Genomic DNA, 19435 nt, shown 5'->3' with positions numbered 1-19435 from the left:
ATGGTGGAGTCATGGGGGGGACGATGCCGAGACGATCTGGGAAGGCGGAGGAGCTCATGGACGACGTGACCGAGGCGGGCCACCTGGCCCGATGGCAGGGGTCCCACTATGTGGTGTCCGGTCCGACGGGGATGGAGATCGGCATGCTGGAACCGACCGACGGCGCCTGGGAATGGGTCGAGTTCGCGACGGAGTACGACCGGGAGGTCGATCTGGGCGCGCGCCTGTACGACAGCCCCGGGGACGCGCTGCACGCGATGCTCGAGCACGGGGGCTGGCTCGTCTGACCGGGCGGCGCGCACGATCTTTTGACGGTCTGCCAGGCCTCCCCTACGTTGGAGGAAACTTGCGAGGCGCCGTGGCGCCGCACCCGTGAGGAGCCGCATCATCCCCGACACCGGCCTGATCCTCATCATCGGCGACGATCCCGCTTGCGCGGCAGAGCTCCAGGAGGTGGTCGAGGCCGGCGGCTACGCCGTCACCACTGCGGCCGGAAGCGCGTTCGCGCTCGACGCCGTGATGCGCGTCTCGCCCGACCTCGTCATGGTGGACCCCGGCATGTCGGGGATCCACCCGCACACCTTCATCCGGGACCTCAAGGCCAATCCCCGCACCCAGGACACGCCGGTCATCCTGATCGCCAACGCCGACGACCCGACCTCCCGCATGCTCGGACTCGAGGCGGGCGACGACCTCGTCAGCCGGCCGTTCGATCCGCGGGAGGTGCTCGCGCGCGTGGAGCGTCAGGTCACCGTCGCCAAGGTGCGCATGGCGCTGCGCGAGTCGGAGGCGAAGTTCCGGTCGGTCATGGAGTCCGCGATCGACGCGATCATCTCCGCGGACGCGCGCGGACGCATCCGTTCGTGGAACACCGCCGCCGCCGCGCTCTTCGGCTACACCGAGGACGAGGTCATCGGGCGCCCGCTCGAGCTGATCATCCCCCCGTCGTACCGGCAGCCGCACCGCACCGGAGTCGACCGGGTGTCCGGCGGGGGCGAGACGCACGTCATCGGCAAGACCGTGGAGCTGTCCGGGCTGCGCGCGAACGGCACCGAGTTCCCGGTGGAGCTGTCGCTCGCCACCTGGTTCCTCGACGATGCGCGGTACTACACCGGGATCATCCGCGACATCAGCGAGCGCAAGCAGGCCGAGGAGAAGTTCCGGTCCGTGACGGAGTCCGCGATCGACGCGATCATCTCCGCCGACCACTCCGGCGAGATCATCAGCTGGAACAAGGCCGCGACCAGGATCCTGGGCTACACCGAGGAGGAGGTGGTCGGACACCGGCTCGAGATGATCATCCCGCCGCGGTTCCACGAGGCCCACCGTGCGGGCATGGCCCGCTTCACGGCGACCGGCGAGGCGCACGTCATCGGCAAGACCGTCGAGCTCGCCGCGATCCACCGCTCCGGGGAGGAGCTGCCGATCGAGCTGTCGCTCTCGACCTGGACTGTGCGCGACACCCGGTACTACACCGGCATCATCCGCGACATCCGTGAGCGCAAGCGCGCGGAGGATGCGTTGCGGACCAGCGAGGCCGAGCTGCGCGAGCGCACCGAGGAGCTGGGGCGCAAGAACGATGCGCTGGTGGAGACGCTCGCCCGGCTCAACGAGATGCAGGACCAGCTGGTCATCCAGGAGAAGATGGCCTCGCTCGGCAAGCTCAGCGCGGGCATGGCGCACGAGATCAACAACCCGGCCGCCTCCGCGCAGCGGGGAGCCGCCCAGCTCCGGGCGGCGTTCACCCGTCTGGACCGGATCCATCGACGCCTGTGCACGGTCGAGCTGGGGAGGCCGGAGCGCGAGGAGATCGACCGGCTCGACGGCCTCATCGTCGAGCGCGCGCTGCGACCCGCCGAGCTCAACGCCGTCACCCGCAGCGATCGGGAGGAGCAGCTCGAGGACTGGCTGGAGCGGCTCGACGGCGGCGTGGCGGGCGACGTCGCGGCGTCCCTGGTGAGCCTCGGGTTCACGACCGACGACCTGGATCGCCTCGAGGACACGTTCGACGACGCGGCGCTCCCGATCGTGGTCGAGTGGATCGGGTTCACGTACACCATCCACTCGCTCTTCTCGGAGATCGCGGTCGGCACGAGCCGCATCGTCGAGCTGGTCAAGGCGCTCAAGACGTACACCTACATGGACCAGGCCCCGGTCCGTGAGACGGACGTCCGCGAGGGCCTCGACAACACGCTCATCATCCTGCACAACAAGCTCAAGAAGGGCGTGACCGTGGTGAGGGAGTACGAGGAGGACCTGCCTCGGATCCAGGCGTTCGCGAGCGAGCTCAACCAGGTCTGGACCAACATCGTGGACAACGCCGTCGACGCGATGCAGGGCGAGGGGAGGATCGTGGTCCGGGCCTTCCACCGCGACCCCTGGGTGGTGGTCCAGATCGAGAACGACGGCCCGGTGATCCCCCGTGAGGTCAGATCCCAGATCTTCGACCCGTTCTTCACCACGAAGGGCCCGGGCGAAGGCACCGGTCTGGGGCTCAACATCTCGCGCTCCATCGTGGTGCAGAAGCACCACGGCGAGATCGATGTCACCTCACGGCCGGGTCAGACCTGCTTCGAGGTCCGCCTGCCCGTCGACTACACCCCGCCGGAACAGTAGAGGTCCGCCATGGCCAAGCCGATCATCCTCGCCGTCGACGACGAGCCGCACGTCCTCAACGCCGTCGCCCGTGACCTGCAGGAGCGGTACCGGGGCGACTACCGCATCGTCAAGGCGCTCTCCGGCCAGGAGGCGCTCGAGGCCGTCCAGGAGTTCAAGCGCCGTGGTACGGCCGTCGCGCTGTTCGTCGTCGACCAGCGCATGCCGGGCATGAGCGGCATCGAGCTCCTCGCCGAGGCGATCGTCCTCTACCCCGAGGCGAAGAGGGTCCTGCTCACCGCGTACGCGGACACCAACGCCGCGATCGCGAGCATCAACGAGGTCGCCCTCGACTACTACCTCATGAAGCCGTGGGACCCGCCGGAGGAGCAGCTCTACCCCGTCCTCGACGACCTCCTCGACGCATGGGCCGCCCACGTGCCCGTGCCCTACGACGGCATCCGCGTCGCGGGCACGCTCTGGTCGCCGCGGTCTCACCAGGTCAAGGAGTTCCTCGCCCGCGGCCAGATCCCCTACCAGTGGCTCGACATCGAGAAGGACGACGAGGCCCGCACGCTCGTCGAGGCGTCCACGGAGGGCAGGAGCGTCCTCCCGGTGCTGTTCTTCCCTGACGGCACGCTCCTCGAGGACCCTGACATGCACGTCCTGGCCGACAAGGTGGGGCTCCGAGCGCCCGCGCTCAAGCCCTTCTACGACCTGATCGTGATCGGCGCGGGACCCGCGGGGCTCGCCGCCGCGGTGTACGGCGCGTCGGAGGGCCTGAAGACGGCGGTCGTCGAGCGCGAGGTGCCTGGCGGGCAGGCGGGCACCAGCGCGCGGATCGAGAACTACCTCGGCTTCCCTCAGGGCATCGGGGGCGCCGACCTCGCTCGCCGGGCCGCCACGCAGGCCCGGCGCCTCGGCGCGGAGCTGCTGGTCGCCCAGGAGGTGACCGGCGTGCGGGTCGACGGGCCCTACCGGATCGTCACGCTGGACGACGGCAGCGAGCTCAGGTGCCACGCTCTCCTCCTGGCCACGGGCGTGGCGCTGCGCACCCTCGACGCCCCCGGGCTCGAGCGGCTGCTGGGCGCCTCCGTGTACTACGGCGCGGCGACGTCGGAGGCGGCCAACTACCAGGATCGGGACGTCCTGGTCATCGGCGGCGCGAACTCCGCTGGCCAAGGAGCGCTGTTCCTGTCACGATACGCCCGCTCCGTCACGATCCTCGTGCGCAAGGACTCGCTGCGCCACAGCATGTCGCAGTACCTGATCGACCAGATCGAGCGCACGGAGAACATCACCGTCAGCCCCAGCACGGAGATCGCGGCCGTCACGGGCGAGCACTCGCTGGAGACCGTCACGCTCGTCGACCGCGCGAGCGAGACCTCGACGACCGTGCGCGCCGACGCGATCTTCATCTTCGTCGGTGCGATGGCGCGCTCGGACCTGGTCCGCGACCTGGTCGAGGTCGACGATGCGGGCTTCGTGCTCACCGGGCAGGACCTCCTGGCGGGCGGGCGCAGGCCGCGCGGCTGGCGTCTGCGACGGGACCCGCTGCTCATGGAGTCGAGCGTGCCGGGCATCTTCGCGGCGGGCGACGTCCGTCACGACGTGGTGCGCAGGGTGGCGTCCGCCGTCGGGCAGGGCTCGGTCGCGGTGACCGCAATCCATCGCTACCTCGACACCGTCTAGGGGCCCGCGACTCGACAACACGCCGGTCCTGGACACACACCGGACGTTGCAGGTCGGTATCGATGCTCCGCATGTTTTGACGCACGGGCGCAACGGGCGTATGCCGGAAGGTGGAGCCGCACGTGTCGGCCCGGCGTCATGAGCGCGACTCCCTACCCAATGCGGCGATGGAGGCGCGGGAAGATCATGTACACATCACGGAAGTACGCCGGTGTCATCGCCGGCGTGTTGGCCGCCGGGCTCGCCTTGACGGCGTGCAGCGGCGACGACGGCTCCTCCTCCACGGAGAGCCCCACCGGGACGACGTCCGACAGCATGGACGGCGCGACCGAGGTCGAAGTGTTCACCTGGTGGACGTCGGGCGGCGAGAAGGCCGGCCTCGACGGGCTGGTGAGCGTCCTCGCGGAGAAGTATCCGGACGTCGAGTTCATCAACGGCGCGGTGGCGGGCGGCGCGGGATCCGCTGCCAAGGACCTGCTGCAATCGCGGCTCCAGGCGAACGACCCGCCCGACACGTTCCAGGCCCACGCGGGCGCCGAGCTGGACGACTACATCGCGGCGGGACAGGTCGAGGACATCAGCGACCTCTACACGGAGTTCGGGCTCACCGACGCCTTCCCCGCCGACCTGCTGGATCTGCTCACCGTGGACGGCGCCATCTACTCGGTGCCGGCGAACATCCACCGCGCCAACGTGGTCTGGGCGAACCCGACCGTGCTCGACGCGGCGGGGCTCGATCCGGCCGCGACCTACGCCTCGATGGACGACTGGTTCGCCGCGCTCGATGCGGTGGAGGCGAGCGGTCAGACAGCGCTCTCCGTCGCGACCACCTGGACCCAGGTCCACCTGCTCGAGACGGTGCTCATCTCCGACCTCGGCGCCGACGCCTACGTCGGGCTGTGGGACGGCACCACTGATTGGACCGGGAGCGACGTCACCGGCGCGCTCGAGGACTTCGAGACGCTCATGGGCTACACCAACACGGACCGTGACGGCCTCGACTGGCCCGATGCGCTCCAGATGGTGGTCGACGGCACCGCGGGATTCAACGTGATGGGCGACTGGGCGGCGGGCGAGCTCGACGCGCAGTCCCTCACCGAAGGCACGGACTACGTCTACTTCCCGGTCCCCGGGACGGCCGGCGTCTTCGACTTCCTCGCCGACTCCTTCACCATGCCGGTGGGAGCCCCGCACCCCGAGGGCGCGAAGGCCTGGCTGGACGTCGTGGGATCCCTCGAAGGTCAGACCGACTTCAACGTCGCGAAGGGATCGATCCCCGCGCGCACCGACGCCGACGAGAGCCTGTTCACCGCGTACCAGCAGAGCGCGATCGCGGACTTCGCGTCCGACACGATCGTGCCCTCGCTGATGCACGGCGCCGCGGCCCCGATCGCACAGCTCAACGCGATCTCGGACGCGACCAGCAAGTTCACCACCGGCGGCTCCGACCTGGCGACCTTCCAGACGGAGCTGGCCGCCGCAGCCGGCTGACGCGACGGCACGGCCCGCCCGATCCGAGCGTCGGGCGGGCCGCCCGCCGCGCCGCATCGTCGCGACCGAGGAGGTGCCATGCTTCGCGACATCCGCAGGTGGGGCCCGCCGGTGCTGCTCATCTCGCCGTCGCTCGTCCTCGTCGGCGTATTCGTGTACGGCCTCATCGCGGTCAACACCTACACGTCCATGACGGACATGCACACAGCGGCGCAGACCACCGGGCGCGCGCCCGTCCAGTTCGTGGGACTGGCGAACTACTGGGAACTGCTCGGGAGCGACTCGTTCCAGCACTCTCTCAAGAACCTCGGGCTGTACACGGTCGTCTTCCTCGGGGGCGCGCTCCTCTTCGGGTTCATGTGGGCCTGGCTCCTCGACCGTCCGGTCAGGTACGAGGGTGTGTTCCGCTCGATCTACCTGTTCCCCATGGCCGTGTCGTTCATCGCGTCCGGAGTCGTCTGGCGATGGCTGCTCAACGCGAACACGGGTGACAACGCGACGGGGCTCAACCGGCTGTTCCAGATGGTCGGCCTGAGCTTCCTGCAGAACGGCTGGTGGAACAACGTCAACGTGGGCATCACGGCGATCGCGATCCCCGCGATCTGGCAGCTGTCCGGCTACATCATGGCGTTGTTCCTGGCGGGCTTCCGCGGGATCCCGGAGGAGCTGCGCGAGGCGGCGAGGGTCGACGGCGCATCCGAGTTCCAGCTCTACCGGATGGTGGTCTTCCCGCAGCTGACACCGATCCTGCTGTCCGCGGTGATCGTGATCGGGCACATGTCCCTCAAGGTGTTCGACCTGATCATGTCCATCTCGAAGCCCGCGAACTACCAGACCAAGGTTCCGGCGATCGACATGTTCCTCTTCAAGAGCCAGTACGACTACGCCAACTCGGCGGCCGTCGGCGCCATCCTGCTGGTCATCGTGGCCGTGCTGATCGTCCCGTACCTGGTCCACGTCGCACGAGAGGGCAGGCGATAGACGATGGCCGTGACCGACGCTCGAGAGGCCACCACCGCCGCGCCCAGGCGGCGCCGGGAGATCGACCCCCGCTACGCTCTGGGCCGCACGGTCAAGTACCTGGTGCTGTTCTTCTTCCTGGTCCTCGTCCTGATCCCCGTCTACGTGCTCCTCGTCACCAGCTTCAAGGGATCCGGTGACGCGACCGCAGCACGCGCATGGGCCCTGCCGTCCGAGTGGGTGCTCGACAACTGGAGCGAGGCGTGGACCACGCTTGCGCCGGCGATCGGACGGTCGCTGATGATGGTGGTCCCGGCGTCGATCATCTCCGCGATCCTCGGGTCGATGAACGGCTTCGTGCTGTCGCGCTGGCGCTTCAAGGGCGCCGACGTGGTCTTCACCGTCATCCTCTTCGGGATGTTCATCCCGTACCAGGCCGTGATGATCCCTCTGCTTCAGCTGGTGCTGGGCATCGGTCTCCCGAGCGGCGTGCCGACCCTGATCATCCTGCACGTCATCTACGGCATCCCGATCACCACGCTGATCTTCCGCAACTACTACCAGTCGATCCCGACGGAGATGGTCGAGGCCGGTCGCGTGGACGGGGCCGGGATGCTGCGCACCTACTGGTCGATCGTGCTGCCGCTGTCGATCCCGAGCTTCGTCGTGGTGCTGATCTGGCAGTTCACGTCCGCGTGGAACGACTTCCTGTTCGCGGTGTTCTTCTCGTCCGCGCAGAACGGCCCCGTCACCTTGGCGCTGAACAACCTCGCCAACGGCTCCATCCTCGCGAACTACGGCGCGTCGATGGCAGGGGCGATCCTCGCCTCGGCCCCGACGCTGATCGTGTACATCCTGCTGGGCAAGTACTTCATCGGCGGCCTCATGTCCGGGTCGGTGAAGGGGTAGCCGACTCCGCGGCAGTTCCGTGAGCGTCTTACCGCGCGGCGAGGATCTCGCGCCAGTCCGCGGGAACGCGCTCGGCGGGTCCGGGCGCGGTCTGGTCCTCCGGGTGGCTCGTCGGCGGGGTCAGGGTCGGCCCGTCGCGGAAGCTCTCGGCACCGTAGTCCCAGAACCAGACCTCGCCCGGCTCGTAGCTCTGCACCACCGGGTGTCCCGTGGACGCCGCGTGACGGCGCGCGTGGGTGCTGAGCGAGCCGTCGCAGCAGCCGACGTGTCCGCACCGTGCGCAGCGCCGCAGGTGCCACCACCATCCGCCGGTCTGCTCACACTCGAGGCAGCCTGGTCCGCTCGGCGGCACGGCGGTGTCGAACACGCCTTCGGTTGCGGTCTCCACAGCGTCCTCCTCATCGAGCGGTGACGGTGGCGTGGCCACCGGATCCTGACGGTCAGTCTGGGATCAGGCGAGTCGTACCGTTCGAGCGTATCCGCTAGCTGGCGGCACGTCACCGTATGCCCACCTGCTCGAGGCTGCATCCGCATTCGATCTCTCGATCGCAAGCGGCGGCTCGGACCTCCTGGTCCGAGCCGCCGGAGCGTTCGACGAACGACTGCCGTGGGTCAGTCGCAGAAGCCGCCCGCGGCGAGCTCTCGCGCGAGCGCGTTCTTCCCCTGGCCCTTGCCGTCGGACGCCTGGACCAGCTGGCCCACGTTGTCGAGGCCGACAGCGCCGGCGTTGACGGCCTTGTGGATCTGGCCGAAGCACGCGGCGTCCGCGGGCGCGGCGTTGGCGGTCCCCGCGAATCCGACCAGCGCGAGGGCGGTGATGAATCCGGTGGCGATGATGCGCTTCATTGGGCTTCTCCTTCCATCGGCGGTCACCCGGTGCGACCGCTTCACCCCCTACTTCCGCCCCAAACCGCCCTTCGGATGCACCCCTGGCGGGCTTCTGCTCTGAGCGAACACGAGAACGGAGCGGCAGACCCCGCCACCGACCGATCCGAGTCCCAGCCAAGCCCCGGCGCCGCGGCGGTCGTGCGACCATCGTCAGCACGGGACGACGCAACGAACCACCGGGAGGGGCCGCGTGACGACTGTGGGAGCGCAGAGCAGTGAGCTTGTCGCTCCGCTGATCTCCCGCGCGCTCGAGGTCCTCGCGGGCCGCCGCATCGCGGTCCTCACCGGAGCCGGGGTGTCGACGGACTCCGGCATCCCCGACTATCGCGGCGACGGCGCTCCTCGGCGCACGCCCATGACCCTCCAGGACTTCATGGGCGACGACGCGAAACGGCGGCGCTACTGGGTCGGTTCGCACCTGGGCTGGAGGACCTTCTCGACCACGCGCCCGAACCAGGGACATCACGCGCTCGCCGGGCTCGAGGCGGCCGGCGTGGTCGCCGGGCTCGTCACCCAGAACGTGGACGGGCTCCACCTGCGAGCGGGCTCGCGCCAGGTGGTCGAGCTTCACGGGGACATGCGCGGCGTGACCTGCCTCGACTGTCGCACCCGCTTCTCTCGCGAGGAGGTCGCGGTGCGGCTCGAGCGCGACAACCCGGCGCTCGCGCTCCCCGGCGGTGTCGAGCTGGGGCCGGACGGCGACGTGATGCCAGAGTCCTGGGAGAACGTCACGGTCCCCGACTGCAGCGTGTGCGCGGGGATCCTCAAGCCGGACGTGGTCTTCTTCGGCGAGCTCGTTCCCGCCGCACGGACCCGCGCCGCCGAACAGGTCGTCGACGATGCCGAAGCCCTCCTGGTCGCCGGATCGTCGCTCGCCGTGAACTCCGGGCTTCGGCTCGTCTCACGCGCCCATCGCCGAGGAGCGCCGATCGTGATCATCAACCGGGGCGCCACCAAGGGTGACCGCCGCGCCGACGTCAAGATCGACGCCGGCACCACAGAGACGCTCGAGGCTCTTGCATCCGCGTTGGCGTGAGCCGCCGGCGACGCCCGCGCGAGCCGCGCCGCACCACGCACGCCCGGGATTCTGAGGGGCTGCGCCCGCCGGCGATCACACGCGCCTCACCAGGACGACCGCTCTCGAGCAGAGGCAGGGCCTGGACCCGAGTCTCCCCTGACGCACGACCCTGCACCGTCGGTGGCAGATGAGGGCTTGTGGCGGGAGCCTGGTGCGATGACGTTCGCGGCGGCGTCCCGCGGGCCCCGTGCAGGAGAGGCGCGTGCCGGGGAGACCTCGGCGCTGGGACCATGGTCTCTTGATTGCGGCGGAGTGGCGGCGTAGGCCGGAAGTGTGCCGCGCGCGAGCGACCCAGGCCTCCCGGCGGTCGAGCCGCCCGGAGCAGGGCCTCCCAACGGGGTCCGCGCCCGTGGCGCTCGTGTGCGGGCGACACCCGGAAGGAGACGGAGCGATGGACGAGAAAGGCCCGGTCGTCGAGGAGTCGGTGCATATCGAAGCCCAGCCTCACGACGTCTACACGTACTGCCTGGACCCCAGGCGGATCCACGACGGCGACCCGGTCACCGTCACCGACGTGACCATGCGATCTGGCGGGGTCGGGACTGTCGCTCACCTCAAGGGCGTCGCTCCGCCGTGGGTGGACGAACGCGTGGAGTTCGAGTACACCGAGGCGGTGCCCGATGAGCTCATCCGCTTCGAGGTGCGCCCCACGCTCCGGTTCAAGGGGATCCGCAAGCGGCCGGTCGCGACCACCCCGTCGACCTTCACCTGGACGTTCACCCCAGAGGAGCGCGGCACCCGGCTCCTGTTCACGGCAGAGATGAGCAGGCCCTCGTTCTTCGACCACTTCGGGGAGAAGTCCGCACACCGGATGATCCAGGCGAGGCTCGGCCGGATCAAGCAGCACGTGGAGGAGGGTGCGCGGGATTCCTGACAAACCTGTGCTCGGCATCGGGAAGCCCTGGACGCACGGCTGCGGTCGGCACCTTGCCCCGGGGAAATCTGGGGCGCGCCTGCGGGCCCACCGGACCACCGCTACGGTGCCGTGTGCTCCGTCCATCGCGCTCCGTCCCAGTACCGCAGGCGAGCCTCCCCCTTGGGATCCGCGTACCAGTCGGCAGGCTTAGCGTCCGCCGGGGGCGGTGGAGGCGGAGGAGGTGGCGGGGGTGCCGCGGCAACGGGAGTAGCAGGTGGTGTGACCGGTGCGGCAGCAAGAGTCCCGTTGATGCCCTGCATGATTAGGGACCTGAGTTGCTCTGCCTCCGCCCGCGCACAACGCATGTCGATGGTGTTCCCCGACGTCACTACGGACACCACGTCGTTCAGCATCGAGTCTCGTCTCGTGGTCACCGACGTGATCGCTCTCATAGGGATCACCTCGGTCCCCGCACCTTTTCTCGACATGATGCCAGCCGGTCCCGCAAGGGCCGACATCCCCATGGTGCCGACTAGGAGCTTGGTGTTGACCGTCTTGCCCCGCTCCCACTCAACCCGGTCTGGGTAGACACGCACCTTGGCGTTCTTGCCATCGATATGCGAGGTGATCTCGTACAAAGCGCCATTGCTCATGTTTTCACCCTAGCTAGGCCCTCGGGCGGGGTCCACACCTACGCAGCCCCTGCATATGAACCTGGCCCCCGGACCCGCGCACAGGATCGCCCGTAGCGCGTCGCTACGCCCCCGAGGCTGAGTCCATGCACCCAGGACGTACCCAGCGGGCATTCGCCACGGCATGAAGAAGGGCCCTGCACCAGAGTCTCCCCTGGTACAGGCCCTACACCGTCGGGATGACAGGATTTGAACCTGCGACCCCTTGACCCCCAGAGCGACCGGCGCGGCACGCCGAGGCCCATCTAGGCGTGCCTCGTGCGGCGCATGGCCCATCTGGTGCCATCGAAACACAGCCGACCTCACGGCGCTTGTGCACATCTTGTGCACGAGCCACGTAGGACGCGCCGGCTCTCCCTACGCGATGTCATGGGCTCCTGCGTGGCTATGTCGAGCCCGAACGCGACGCGAGTATCGTCACCCGAGGTAGAGCTCCTCAAGCAAGGCGGGACACGCACAATGTCGGATCGCAACTTCATCGCCAACGCCTTCGTGCCGTCGAAGGAGATTGCAGACCCGCAGCGGTTCGCCGGGCGCCGAAGCGCGGTCCGCCACCTCGCTGAGGCCCTACATGAGGATGGCAGCCTGATCGTAATTTACGGTCCGCGCGGCATCGGAAAGTCCAGCCTGGCACTACAGGGCAGCAGGATTGCTCAGGGGGACGTCGAGCTACTGAGCCAGTTCGAGTACGAAGAACTCGCCCTCACGGGCGAGCATCGGTTCATCACGCTGTATGTGACGTGCTCGGACGAGACCAAGAACCTAAAGGGCATCCAGCAGCTGATGCTCAATGCTCTGACCTCTCTCAAGCATCGCCTCGACGCCGAGGCTCCCGGTGCAGGGCGCGTACTCGTCGATCGGAAGACTCGCCGAAAGGTGTCGTTCAAGATCTTCGAGGCCGAAACCACCAAGAGCTACGACGAACAGATCAAGGAGCTCGATCTCTCGTCATTCTCGCTCGCAGAGAAGATTGAGCGGCTCTCCGAGACGCTGACCGATGTTTTCGACCAGCCGGTGCTTTTCATCCTTGACGAGGTTGACCGTGTTGCAAGCACGAAGGGACTCGCGAGCTACCTTAAGTCGTACTCGAGTGACCACCTTCGCTTTGCCCTTGTCGGGATCGGGCACACCGTCGAGGACCTGCTTGAGGACCACGAGTCCATTGGCCGACCGCTGCAGCCGGTGCGCCTTGGTGTGATGACGCGTACTGAGCTCATGTCGATTGTCGAGCGCACACAGGCATACCTCGCGGAGGACGATCACTTCTTTGAGTTCACCGAGTCAGCGCAAAATGAAATCGCACGCCTGGCTGGCGGATTCCCTTGGTTTGTTCACGTGGTCGGCAAAGAGATACTCCTCGCGGCGTACGACGAGGGTCGCAGCGGGATTGAGAAATCGCACGTCACGGCACTCCTACGTGAGGGAAACATCTGGGGGCGGCTCGCGCCGGTGCTTGAAGCGCGCTATCAGCGTGCCGTCAAGGATTCGTGGCAGCGAGAGTGCGTACTGCGCCTGCTCGCCGAGTGGACCGACGAGAGCATCCCGACTAGCGAGATCTACCCGAAGGCACGTGCGCTCGGCGTGAGCAACCCGTCAACATACATTGGCCACCTCACGAAAGAGACATGCGGCCGCGCCGTGCGGAAGATCTCGCGCCAAAATCAGTACGCGTTCGTGGACGAGATGTTCAAGGTGTACGTCCGTATGCGCCGGTCAACGTATGCGAATGTGGACACCCGCACACGCGCGGCCATGAAGTAGACGCCATGAGCGCCCGCCGACGCCACAACTCCACGGGCTCGGTAAGTCGCGGTGCAGACCCCGGTGATCCGTCTTCACGCGGTGCGCCATTCCTTCGCGTTCGTGGTCACAGGTGCGGGCGTGTCCGCCGCAGATGCGGTCGCACTCCTCGGTCACACCCCGGATGTGTTCCTCACGACGTAGAACCCGGAGCGTGGCGCCACCGGCATCGCTGCGGCCGTCGCAGGGCTCTCCCGTGCACGTGCCGCCACCGCTTCCAGCGCATCCCGGTGCTTTGTGCACACGCACCATCATGGGACCTCTGGGGGCAAGCAAGAAGGCCGCCCTTCCCGACATCTGCCAGGAAGAACGGCCCTCGTCACGTCGGGCTGACAGGATTTGAACCTGCGACCCCCTGACCCCCAGTCAGGTGCGCTACCAAGCTGCGCCACAGCCCGTGACAGCCCGACTAGATTACCGGACTTTCGAGGGACCGGACGACCATCGGGGCCGCGAGTTTCGCGTGAGCGGGCGCAGGCGTCACCCGAGGTGCTCGACCAGGGCGTCGAGGAAGGCTCCGGGGCGCTCGAGATGCGGTGAATGACCGCAGCCCTCGAACACCACCTCCCGGTACTCACCCCCTGCGTCGGCGTACGCGTCCAGCACCTCCCTGGTCTGCGCGATCATCGGCTGCGCGGGCGCCTCCTCGGCGCCGGGCCACCCCGGGATCGCCCCGAGGGCGCCCAGGTGGTTGAGGTCGAAGAACGAGGTGTCGGAGACGATCGCGTCCTGGTCGCCGCGGATCCACAGCACCGGGACCTTCTGCTCGACGGCGACGATGCCGGTCGTGTCGAACCACCGGGGCGCCATCGAGTTGAGCACGCCCCGCTCCCCCGGCCCGAATCCCGGCCAGCCCTCGGCCTCGACCGCATCGCCCGGGTAGTTGTCGACCCCTGTCGCCGTCGACAGCATCGACTCGACCCAGAGGTCCTCGAGCACCTGGGGCTCGGATCCGGCCGCGACGTACGCCGTGCGGAACACCGACCGGGGAGACACGGGCTCATCGGCGCTGGTGTCTCCCGCGGCGAGCGCGGCGACGAACGCGGGGTTCGCGCCTCCGGCCCCGGTCCCGGCCCAGTCGTCTCGGAGCAGCCGGCCCCCGGCAGCGGTGCCGCCGAAGCCGTACGGCGACACGGGCGCGACGAGCGTGAGCGACCGGACGAGGTCCGGTCGGTCGATCAGGAGCTGCATGACCACGCCCCCGCCCATCGACCACCCGACCAGGTCGACGGGACCCGTGCCGAGCGTCTCCAGGACCGAGACCACGTCATCGCTGAAGTCACGCACCCCGCGCGTCGCGTCGACGGGCAGCGTCGCAGACCCTCCGAAGCCGCGCAGGTCGATCGCCAACGCCCTCACGTCGGACGGCAGCGCCAGCATCGTCGGCTGCCAGAACAGCGACGAGGAGACGTTCCCGTGCACCAGGACCAGCGTGCGGCGGGCGGCGGCGGCCTCGCGCTCGATGACGTGCGCCGCCAGGCGCGGAGTCTCCACGGTGTGGGCCACCAGGCCCTCCATCACAGCGGTCATCGTCCTGCTCCTTCCTCTGATCTCGCACCCGCGGCGGCGAGCAGGTCGGGTGCGACCTCCTCGGCACCCCGGGGCGACATCACCAGCGTGTAGTGGTTCACGTCCGGCACCTCGCGGTGCGCGACGCTCGGGTACAGCCGGAGCAGCTCCTCGAGCCTCTCGGCCGCATACAGACCGGGCGCCTCGTCGAGGAGCCCCCGCGGAGCGGTCAACAGGGTGGTCGGCACCCGCAGATGATCGAGCGCCACGCGCAGCGCGGCACCCGTGTGCAGGTCGACGGTGTCCTCCGCCGTGGTCTCGTAGGTGGTCGCCGGACGCAGCCCGCTTCCGGACTCGACCAGGTCGTAGGCGAAGTAGTCCTCGAGCTCGGGGGTCCAGTCCCGCGCGAAGGCGGGATGCGCGCGCCAGAAGTCGAGATAGGCGGCGGTGTCGGCGAAGGTCATGGACAGCCGGGCGGCCGTGGGGCCCAGCACCGTCGCCACCAGGTCCTCCGGGGTCAGGCCCGCCGGCACTCCGAGCGGAAGGCCCCCGTCGAGCAGGAGCAGCCGGCCCACCCGATCAGGCGCCGCGTCGGCGAGCACGACCGCCACGAAGCCGCCCATCGAGTGTCCGACCACCAGCGGCGCGTCCATGGCGAACGCATCCAGCACCGCGACCATGTCGGCGGCATGCGCGGCCATCCCTGCGGGACCCGCGACCTCCCGGCTGCCGCCGCGACCGCGGAGGTCGGGCGCCACCAGCCGCATGCCCGGCAGCAGCGCCGCGATGTGCGCCCACGCCAGGTGCGACGAGGTCACGCCATGGATCAGGAGCGCCTCGCCGACGGCATCGCCGTCCGGCTCCCAGACGCCGACCGCGAGATCGCCGCCCTCGACGGGGACCGACGTACGTCGGTAGCGGGCAGGCATCACTTCGCCGTCCAGCCGCCGTCGATCGTGTACGAGGAGCCGGTCGCCATCCCCGCGAGGTCGGTCGAGAGCCAGCCCACGAGCGACGCGACCTCCTCGGGCTCGACCAGCCGGCGGACGGCGGTCTCGGTGAGCATCACCTTCGCGACCACGTCCTCCTCGGGGATGCCGTGAACCTTGGCCTGATCGGCGATCTGCTTCTCCACCAGCGGGGTGCGCACGTAGGACGGGTTGATGCAGACGCTCGTGACGCCGTGCGGGCCGCCCTCGAGCGCGGTCACCTTGGACAGCCCCTCGAGGCCGTGCTTGGCGGACACGTAGGCGGACTTGAAGGCGCTCGCGCGGAGGCCGTGGACGCTCGACATGTTGACGATGCGGCCCCACCCCTTCGCGTACATGTGCGGCAGCGCCGCGCGGATGAGCAGGAAGGGCGACTCGAGCATGATCGCGTGGAGCATCCGGAACGCGTCGGGCTCGAACTCCTCGATGGGCGACACCCGCTGCAGCCCCGCGTTGTTGACCAGCACGTCGACGTCGAGCGTCAGGTCGTCGAGCTCACGCGTGCGCGAGAGGTCCACCTGCCACGCCGAGCCGCCCACCTCGGCGGCGACCGCGTCGGCCGCGGCACCGTCGATGTCCGCCACGACAACGTGGGCACCGCGCGCGGCCAGCTCGACCGCGCAGGCGCGACCGATGCCGCTCGCGCCGCCCGTCACCAGCGCCTTGCGGCCTTCGAGGTTCCGCGCCTCCTGGCTGCCCGTCATCGTCGCTCCTCCCCGGGTGCGAGCGCGTTGCGCACCACCCTCATCACAGACTCGAACACTCCGTCGGGCAGGCGCGGCACCTGCCCCTCGGGCCGCTCCCACAGGAGGTAGCGCATCCCGATCAGCTCGCCGATGCCCATCAGCGTCCACGCGGTGACCTCCGGGTCGAGCCCGGGGTCGACGTCGCCCTCGGCCTGGGCCGCGCGCAGACCCTCCTCGTAGCCCTCGACGATCCGCTGGTAGTGCAGCCGCATCGTCCCCGGCGACACGTACTCGGACTCGCGCACGACCCGGTACAGCGCCGGGTGCTCGGCGGTGAATCGGAAGAAGCCGGCGAAGCCCGCCCGCTCCGCCTCGATGCGCGTGGTCGCCCCCGCCATCTCGTCCGACATGGCGTGCCGCACCCGGCGGTTGAGGTCGATCGCGAGTGCCTCGAAGATCGCCTGCTTCGAGTCGAAGTACAGGTAGAACGTGCCCAGGCCGATCCCGGCGCGCTCGGTGATCCGCACGATCGACGCCTCGTGGTACCCGAGCTCCGCGAAGACGTGCTCGGCCGCCTCGAGCAGGCGGGTCCGCGTGGCCTCACCACGCTTGGTCAGCGGCTTCCCGGCCGCCGACAGCGGCTCGACCGCATCCGTCTCATCGACGCTCATCGCGCACCTCCGCACTCTCGCGCAGCGCCTGCGCACGCAGGACCTCGCGGTGGACCTTGTGCGACCCGGTGCGCGGAAGCTCCGGGACCAGGTGGAACCGCACCGGGACCTTGAAGCCAGCCAGGTGGGCGGCCGCGTGCGCCGCGAGCTCGTCCGCACCGAGCGCCGCTCCGGCTCGGGCCTCGACGTACGCGACGCCGCGCTCGCCCCAGACCGGGTCGGGGACGCCCACGACGGCCGCCGCCGCCACCAGCGGGTGGCGCTCGAGCACGGCCTCCACCTCGGCGGGTGCGACGTTCTCCCCCCCGGAGATGAAGATGTCCTTCAGCCGGTCGACGATGCGGAAGGCGCCGTCCGCGCCACGCTCGGCGAGGTCGCCGGTGCGGAGCCAGCCGCCGTCGCGCGCGGCCGCGCTCGCCGGCGGATCTCCCAGGTAGCCCGAGAACACGCTCGGTCCCTGCACCTCGAGCTCCCCGACCCCGGGGCCGTCGAGCTCGAGGCCCGACGCAGGGTCGACGATCCGGACCGTGACGCCCGGGTACGGACGCCCCACGCAGCCGAGCCTCTCGGGCTGCTCACCGGCCGGCAGGCACAGCACGTTCGGTCCCGCCTCCGTCAGGCCGTAGCCCGCAGTCAGCGGCGCGCCGCGCGACGCCCAAGCCTCGAGGAGGTCGAGGGGCGCCGTCGCCCCACCCACCTGGCACAGCCGGAGCGAGCTGAGATCCGCCTCGTCCCAGCCGGGCTCATCGCTGAGCATCCTGTACTGGGTCGGCACCCCCATGGTGCAGGTCACGCCGCGCTCGGCGATGAGCCGCAGGATCCGGGAGGGCTGGAACGAGCTCTCGAGGACCACGGTCGCGCCGACCCACCAGGCGAGCAGCGGCTGCACGTTCCACGCCGCCACGTGGAACTGCGGCAGCATCGCCAGCACCACGTCGTCCTGACGCAGCGGCAGCGCCTGAGCGAGCGCCAGGTTGTTCCAGAAGCAGCTCTCGTGGGACAGGATCGCCCCCTTCGGGCTCGCCTCCGAGCCCGAGGTGTAGACGATCAGCAGCGGGTCCTCGTCCCTGACCTCGCGCGGCACCGCGGCACCCGGTCGCTCGGGCACGTGGGCCTCGATGCCGGCGCTGCCCGCCGGCAGGAGGCGGACCGCGCATCCCCGCTCGGCCGCACCCGCCACCGCCTCGGCCGCCAGGGCGTCCCGCGCATCGTCCGACAGCACGAGCGCCGGGGCGGTCCGTGCCACCAGCTCGGCGAGCTCCTCGGCGGTCAGCCGCCACGACAGCGGGACGAACGCGACGCCGGCGAGCGCACACCCGAAGAACGCGACCACGTGGTCCGCGGTCGACGAGCAGATGGTGGCGATCCGGTCGCCCGGCCCGTAGCCCGCCGCGGTGAGGGCGTCGCCGAGCGCCTGCGCGCGTCCGCCGAGCGTCGCGTAGTCGAGCCGCAGGCCACGGTCGTCGATCGCGATGCGCTCGGGCGACCGGGCGGCCCGATCGAGCAGCCACCGGCCGAGGGTGTGCTCGCCGCTCACGAACGAGCCTCCTCACGGGCCGGCTCGGCGTCGGCGTCCTCGAGGCGCTCGACGGCGGAGCCGTCCACCTGGTCCGCACCAGCGCGCCCCGCACGCCAGCGGCGCAGCCGGCTGTCGACGGTGCCCGCGATGCCGCCCGGCAGGAACATCACGACCAGGATGAAGAGCGTGCCGAGGATGAACAGCGGCTCCGACAGCGGGATCCGCAGCACCGACGGCAGCGACTCGATCACGTCGGAGTTGGCCAGCACGGTGAGGCGCTGGTCGAGCAGGGTGTAGATCACGCCTCCCACGATCGCACCCCAACGGAACCCCACGCCGCCCAGGACGACGATCACCAGCACCGTGATGGTGAGGTCGGCGGACACGGCGCGCGGCACGGTCCCCGACTGCAGCAGCATGTAGGCGACGCCGACGAGCGACGCGCACACGGCGGCGATGACGAACACGATCAGCCGCGCGCGGTTGGGCTCGAGCCCCAGCACGCGCACGCGCAGCTCGTTCTCCCTGGTCGCACGCGCGAGGTGGCCCAGGCGGGAGCGGTCGACCCACAGCGCCACCAGGTAGACGATCACGAGCACCAGGAGCGTGGCCCAGTAGAGGTTCCGGGTGTCGGCGACGCCGACGAGCCAGTCCGGCACGCCCTCGGTGTTGAGGGACAGGCCCTCCTCGCCGCCCGTCACGGCGGAGTTGCGCCGCACCAGGACCGAGCCGGCCTGCGCGAACGCGAGCGTCACCATGGCGAACGGGATGCCGGACACCCGCATCGCGACCACGCCCGTCACCAGGGCGATGATCAGCCCGCCGACGAGCGCGATGAACACGCCCGGGAACAACGGGACCCCGAGGTTCTCGAGAGCGATGCCGAGGCCGTACGCTCCCGCGCCGAAGTACAGGGCGTGGCCGAACGAGAGCATGCCCGAGGTGCCGAGCAGCATGTTGTAGGTCAGCGCCAGCGCCGCGAAGATCATCGCGAGCGACAGGAGCGCGAGGGCGCCCGGCTGATAGGTCGGCGTCGGGAGCACGCCCGGGATCGAGATGTTCAGCAGGGGCAGGCACGCCATCAGGACGACGAGGGCGAC

At 69.5% G+C, this 19435-nt stretch carries 18 protein-coding genes and 1 tRNA gene; 9 read left to right on the top strand and 10 right to left on the bottom strand.

The genetic code is table 11. From position 1 onward, the window contains the following. Nucleotides 1–56 precede the first annotated feature (56 nt). From QQX10_RS00225 to QQX10_RS00200, 6 genes are all read left to right on the top strand, one after another. Nucleotides 57–287: a hypothetical protein gene (locus QQX10_RS00225; RefSeq protein WP_301144169.1), complete on the top strand. Its 231-nt coding sequence runs from the start codon at nt 57–59 to the stop codon at nt 285–287. Between the two features lie 85 nt (nt 288–372). After that, a complete protein-coding gene (locus QQX10_RS00220) occupies nt 373–2616 on the top strand; it encodes a PAS domain S-box protein (RefSeq protein ID WP_301144168.1) in 2244 nt (747 codons plus the stop codon). 9 nt (nt 2617–2625) lie between these two features. Continuing rightward, nucleotides 2626–4287 carry an FAD-dependent oxidoreductase gene (locus QQX10_RS00215; protein WP_301144167.1) on the top strand — a complete coding sequence of 554 codons (1662 nt, stop codon included), beginning with the start codon at nt 2626–2628 and terminating at the stop codon, nt 4285–4287. Between the two features lie 186 nt (nt 4288–4473). Next, the gene (locus tag QQX10_RS00210) at nt 4474–5778 is read left to right on the top strand and encodes an ABC transporter substrate-binding protein (protein ID WP_301144166.1); all 1305 of its coding nucleotides are present in this window, start codon (nt 4474–4476) and stop codon (nt 5776–5778) included. Between the two features lie 78 nt (nt 5779–5856). After that, on the top strand, nt 5857–6759 hold the full coding sequence (locus QQX10_RS00205; protein WP_301144165.1) for a carbohydrate ABC transporter permease: 903 nt from the start codon (nt 5857–5859) through the stop codon (nt 6757–6759). 3 nt (nt 6760–6762) lie between these two features. Next, nucleotides 6763–7647, top strand: coding sequence for a carbohydrate ABC transporter permease (locus QQX10_RS00200; RefSeq protein WP_439710158.1), 885 nt, complete (start codon nt 6763–6765; stop codon nt 7645–7647). Nucleotides 7648–7675: 28 nt separating this feature from the next. Here the strand turns inward: QQX10_RS00200 and QQX10_RS00195 are convergent, their stop codons facing one another. Together QQX10_RS00195 and QQX10_RS00190 are read right to left on the bottom strand one after the other, a co-directional pair. Then, entirely contained in the window at nt 7676–8035 is a 360-nt protein-coding gene (locus QQX10_RS00195; RefSeq protein ID WP_301144164.1) for a UBP-type zinc finger domain-containing protein, read from the bottom strand. Nucleotides 8036–8259: 224 nt separating this feature from the next. After that, entirely contained in the window at nt 8260–8493 is a 234-nt protein-coding gene (locus tag QQX10_RS00190) for a hypothetical protein (protein WP_301144163.1), read from the bottom strand. A 232-nt stretch (nt 8494–8725) separates the two neighbouring features. On the opposite strand from QQX10_RS00190, the gene QQX10_RS00185 reads away from it, so the two are divergent. Both QQX10_RS00185 and QQX10_RS00180 read left to right on the top strand, forming a co-directional pair. Beyond that, nucleotides 8726–9571 (top strand): Sir2 family NAD-dependent protein deacetylase, encoded by an 846-nt coding sequence (locus QQX10_RS00185; RefSeq protein WP_301144162.1) that lies wholly within the window; start codon nt 8726–8728, stop codon nt 9569–9571. Nucleotides 9572–10004: 433 nt separating this feature from the next. After that, the gene (locus QQX10_RS00180) at nt 10005–10487 is read left to right on the top strand and encodes an SRPBCC family protein (RefSeq protein ID WP_301144161.1); all 483 of its coding nucleotides are present in this window, start codon (nt 10005–10007) and stop codon (nt 10485–10487) included. Nucleotides 10488–10588: 101 nt separating this feature from the next. Here the strand turns inward: QQX10_RS00180 and QQX10_RS13630 are convergent, their stop codons facing one another. Continuing rightward, nucleotides 10589–10789: a DUF2510 domain-containing protein gene (locus QQX10_RS13630; RefSeq protein WP_367281253.1), complete on the bottom strand. Its 201-nt coding sequence runs from the start codon at nt 10787–10789 to the stop codon at nt 10589–10591. Nucleotides 10790–11620: 831 nt separating this feature from the next. Between QQX10_RS13630 and QQX10_RS00175 the strand changes: the two genes are divergently transcribed. Continuing rightward, a complete protein-coding gene (locus QQX10_RS00175) occupies nt 11621–12922 on the top strand; it encodes an AAA family ATPase (RefSeq protein WP_301144160.1) in 1302 nt (433 codons plus the stop codon). A 363-nt stretch (nt 12923–13285) separates the two neighbouring features. On the opposite strand, the gene QQX10_RS00170 is transcribed toward QQX10_RS00175, so the two are convergent. From QQX10_RS00170 to QQX10_RS00140, 7 genes are all read right to left on the bottom strand, one after another. Next, nucleotides 13286–13359, bottom strand: a tRNA-Pro gene (locus tag QQX10_RS00170). Between the two features lie 82 nt (nt 13360–13441). Further along, on the bottom strand, nt 13442–14491 hold the full coding sequence (locus QQX10_RS00165) for an alpha/beta fold hydrolase (protein WP_301144159.1): 1050 nt from the start codon (nt 14489–14491) through the stop codon (nt 13442–13444). Beyond that, entirely contained in the window at nt 14488–15399 is a 912-nt protein-coding gene (locus QQX10_RS00160; RefSeq protein WP_301144158.1) for an alpha/beta fold hydrolase, read from the bottom strand. The genes QQX10_RS00165 and QQX10_RS00160 overlap by 4 nt, the downstream gene beginning before the upstream one ends. Further along, nucleotides 15399–16163, bottom strand: a complete 765-nt coding sequence (locus QQX10_RS00155; protein ID WP_301144157.1) for a 3-hydroxybutyrate dehydrogenase — start codon at nt 16161–16163, stop codon at nt 15399–15401. The genes QQX10_RS00160 and QQX10_RS00155 overlap by 1 nt, the downstream gene beginning before the upstream one ends. Next, nucleotides 16160–16816: a TetR/AcrR family transcriptional regulator gene (locus QQX10_RS00150; protein WP_301144156.1), complete on the bottom strand. Its 657-nt coding sequence runs from the start codon at nt 16814–16816 to the stop codon at nt 16160–16162. Before QQX10_RS00150 ends, QQX10_RS00155 begins: the two co-directional genes overlap by 4 nt. Continuing rightward, nucleotides 16803–18353, bottom strand: coding sequence for a class I adenylate-forming enzyme family protein (locus QQX10_RS00145; RefSeq protein ID WP_301144155.1), 1551 nt, complete (start codon nt 18351–18353; stop codon nt 16803–16805). The genes QQX10_RS00150 and QQX10_RS00145 overlap by 14 nt, the downstream gene beginning before the upstream one ends. Continuing rightward, nucleotides 18350–19417, bottom strand: a complete 1068-nt coding sequence (locus tag QQX10_RS00140; protein WP_301144501.1) for a branched-chain amino acid ABC transporter permease — start codon at nt 19415–19417, stop codon at nt 18350–18352. Before QQX10_RS00140 ends, QQX10_RS00145 begins: the two co-directional genes overlap by 4 nt. Nucleotides 19418–19435 lie beyond the last annotated feature (18 nt).

Origin of the sequence: Demequina lignilytica, from assembly GCF_030418305.1 — a bacterium.
Classification (GTDB): Bacteria; Actinomycetota; Actinomycetes; order Actinomycetales; family Demequinaceae; genus Demequina; species Demequina lignilytica.
The sequence above is the reverse complement of the archived record's forward strand: the minus strand, read 5'-3'. Positions and strand labels throughout refer to the sequence as shown.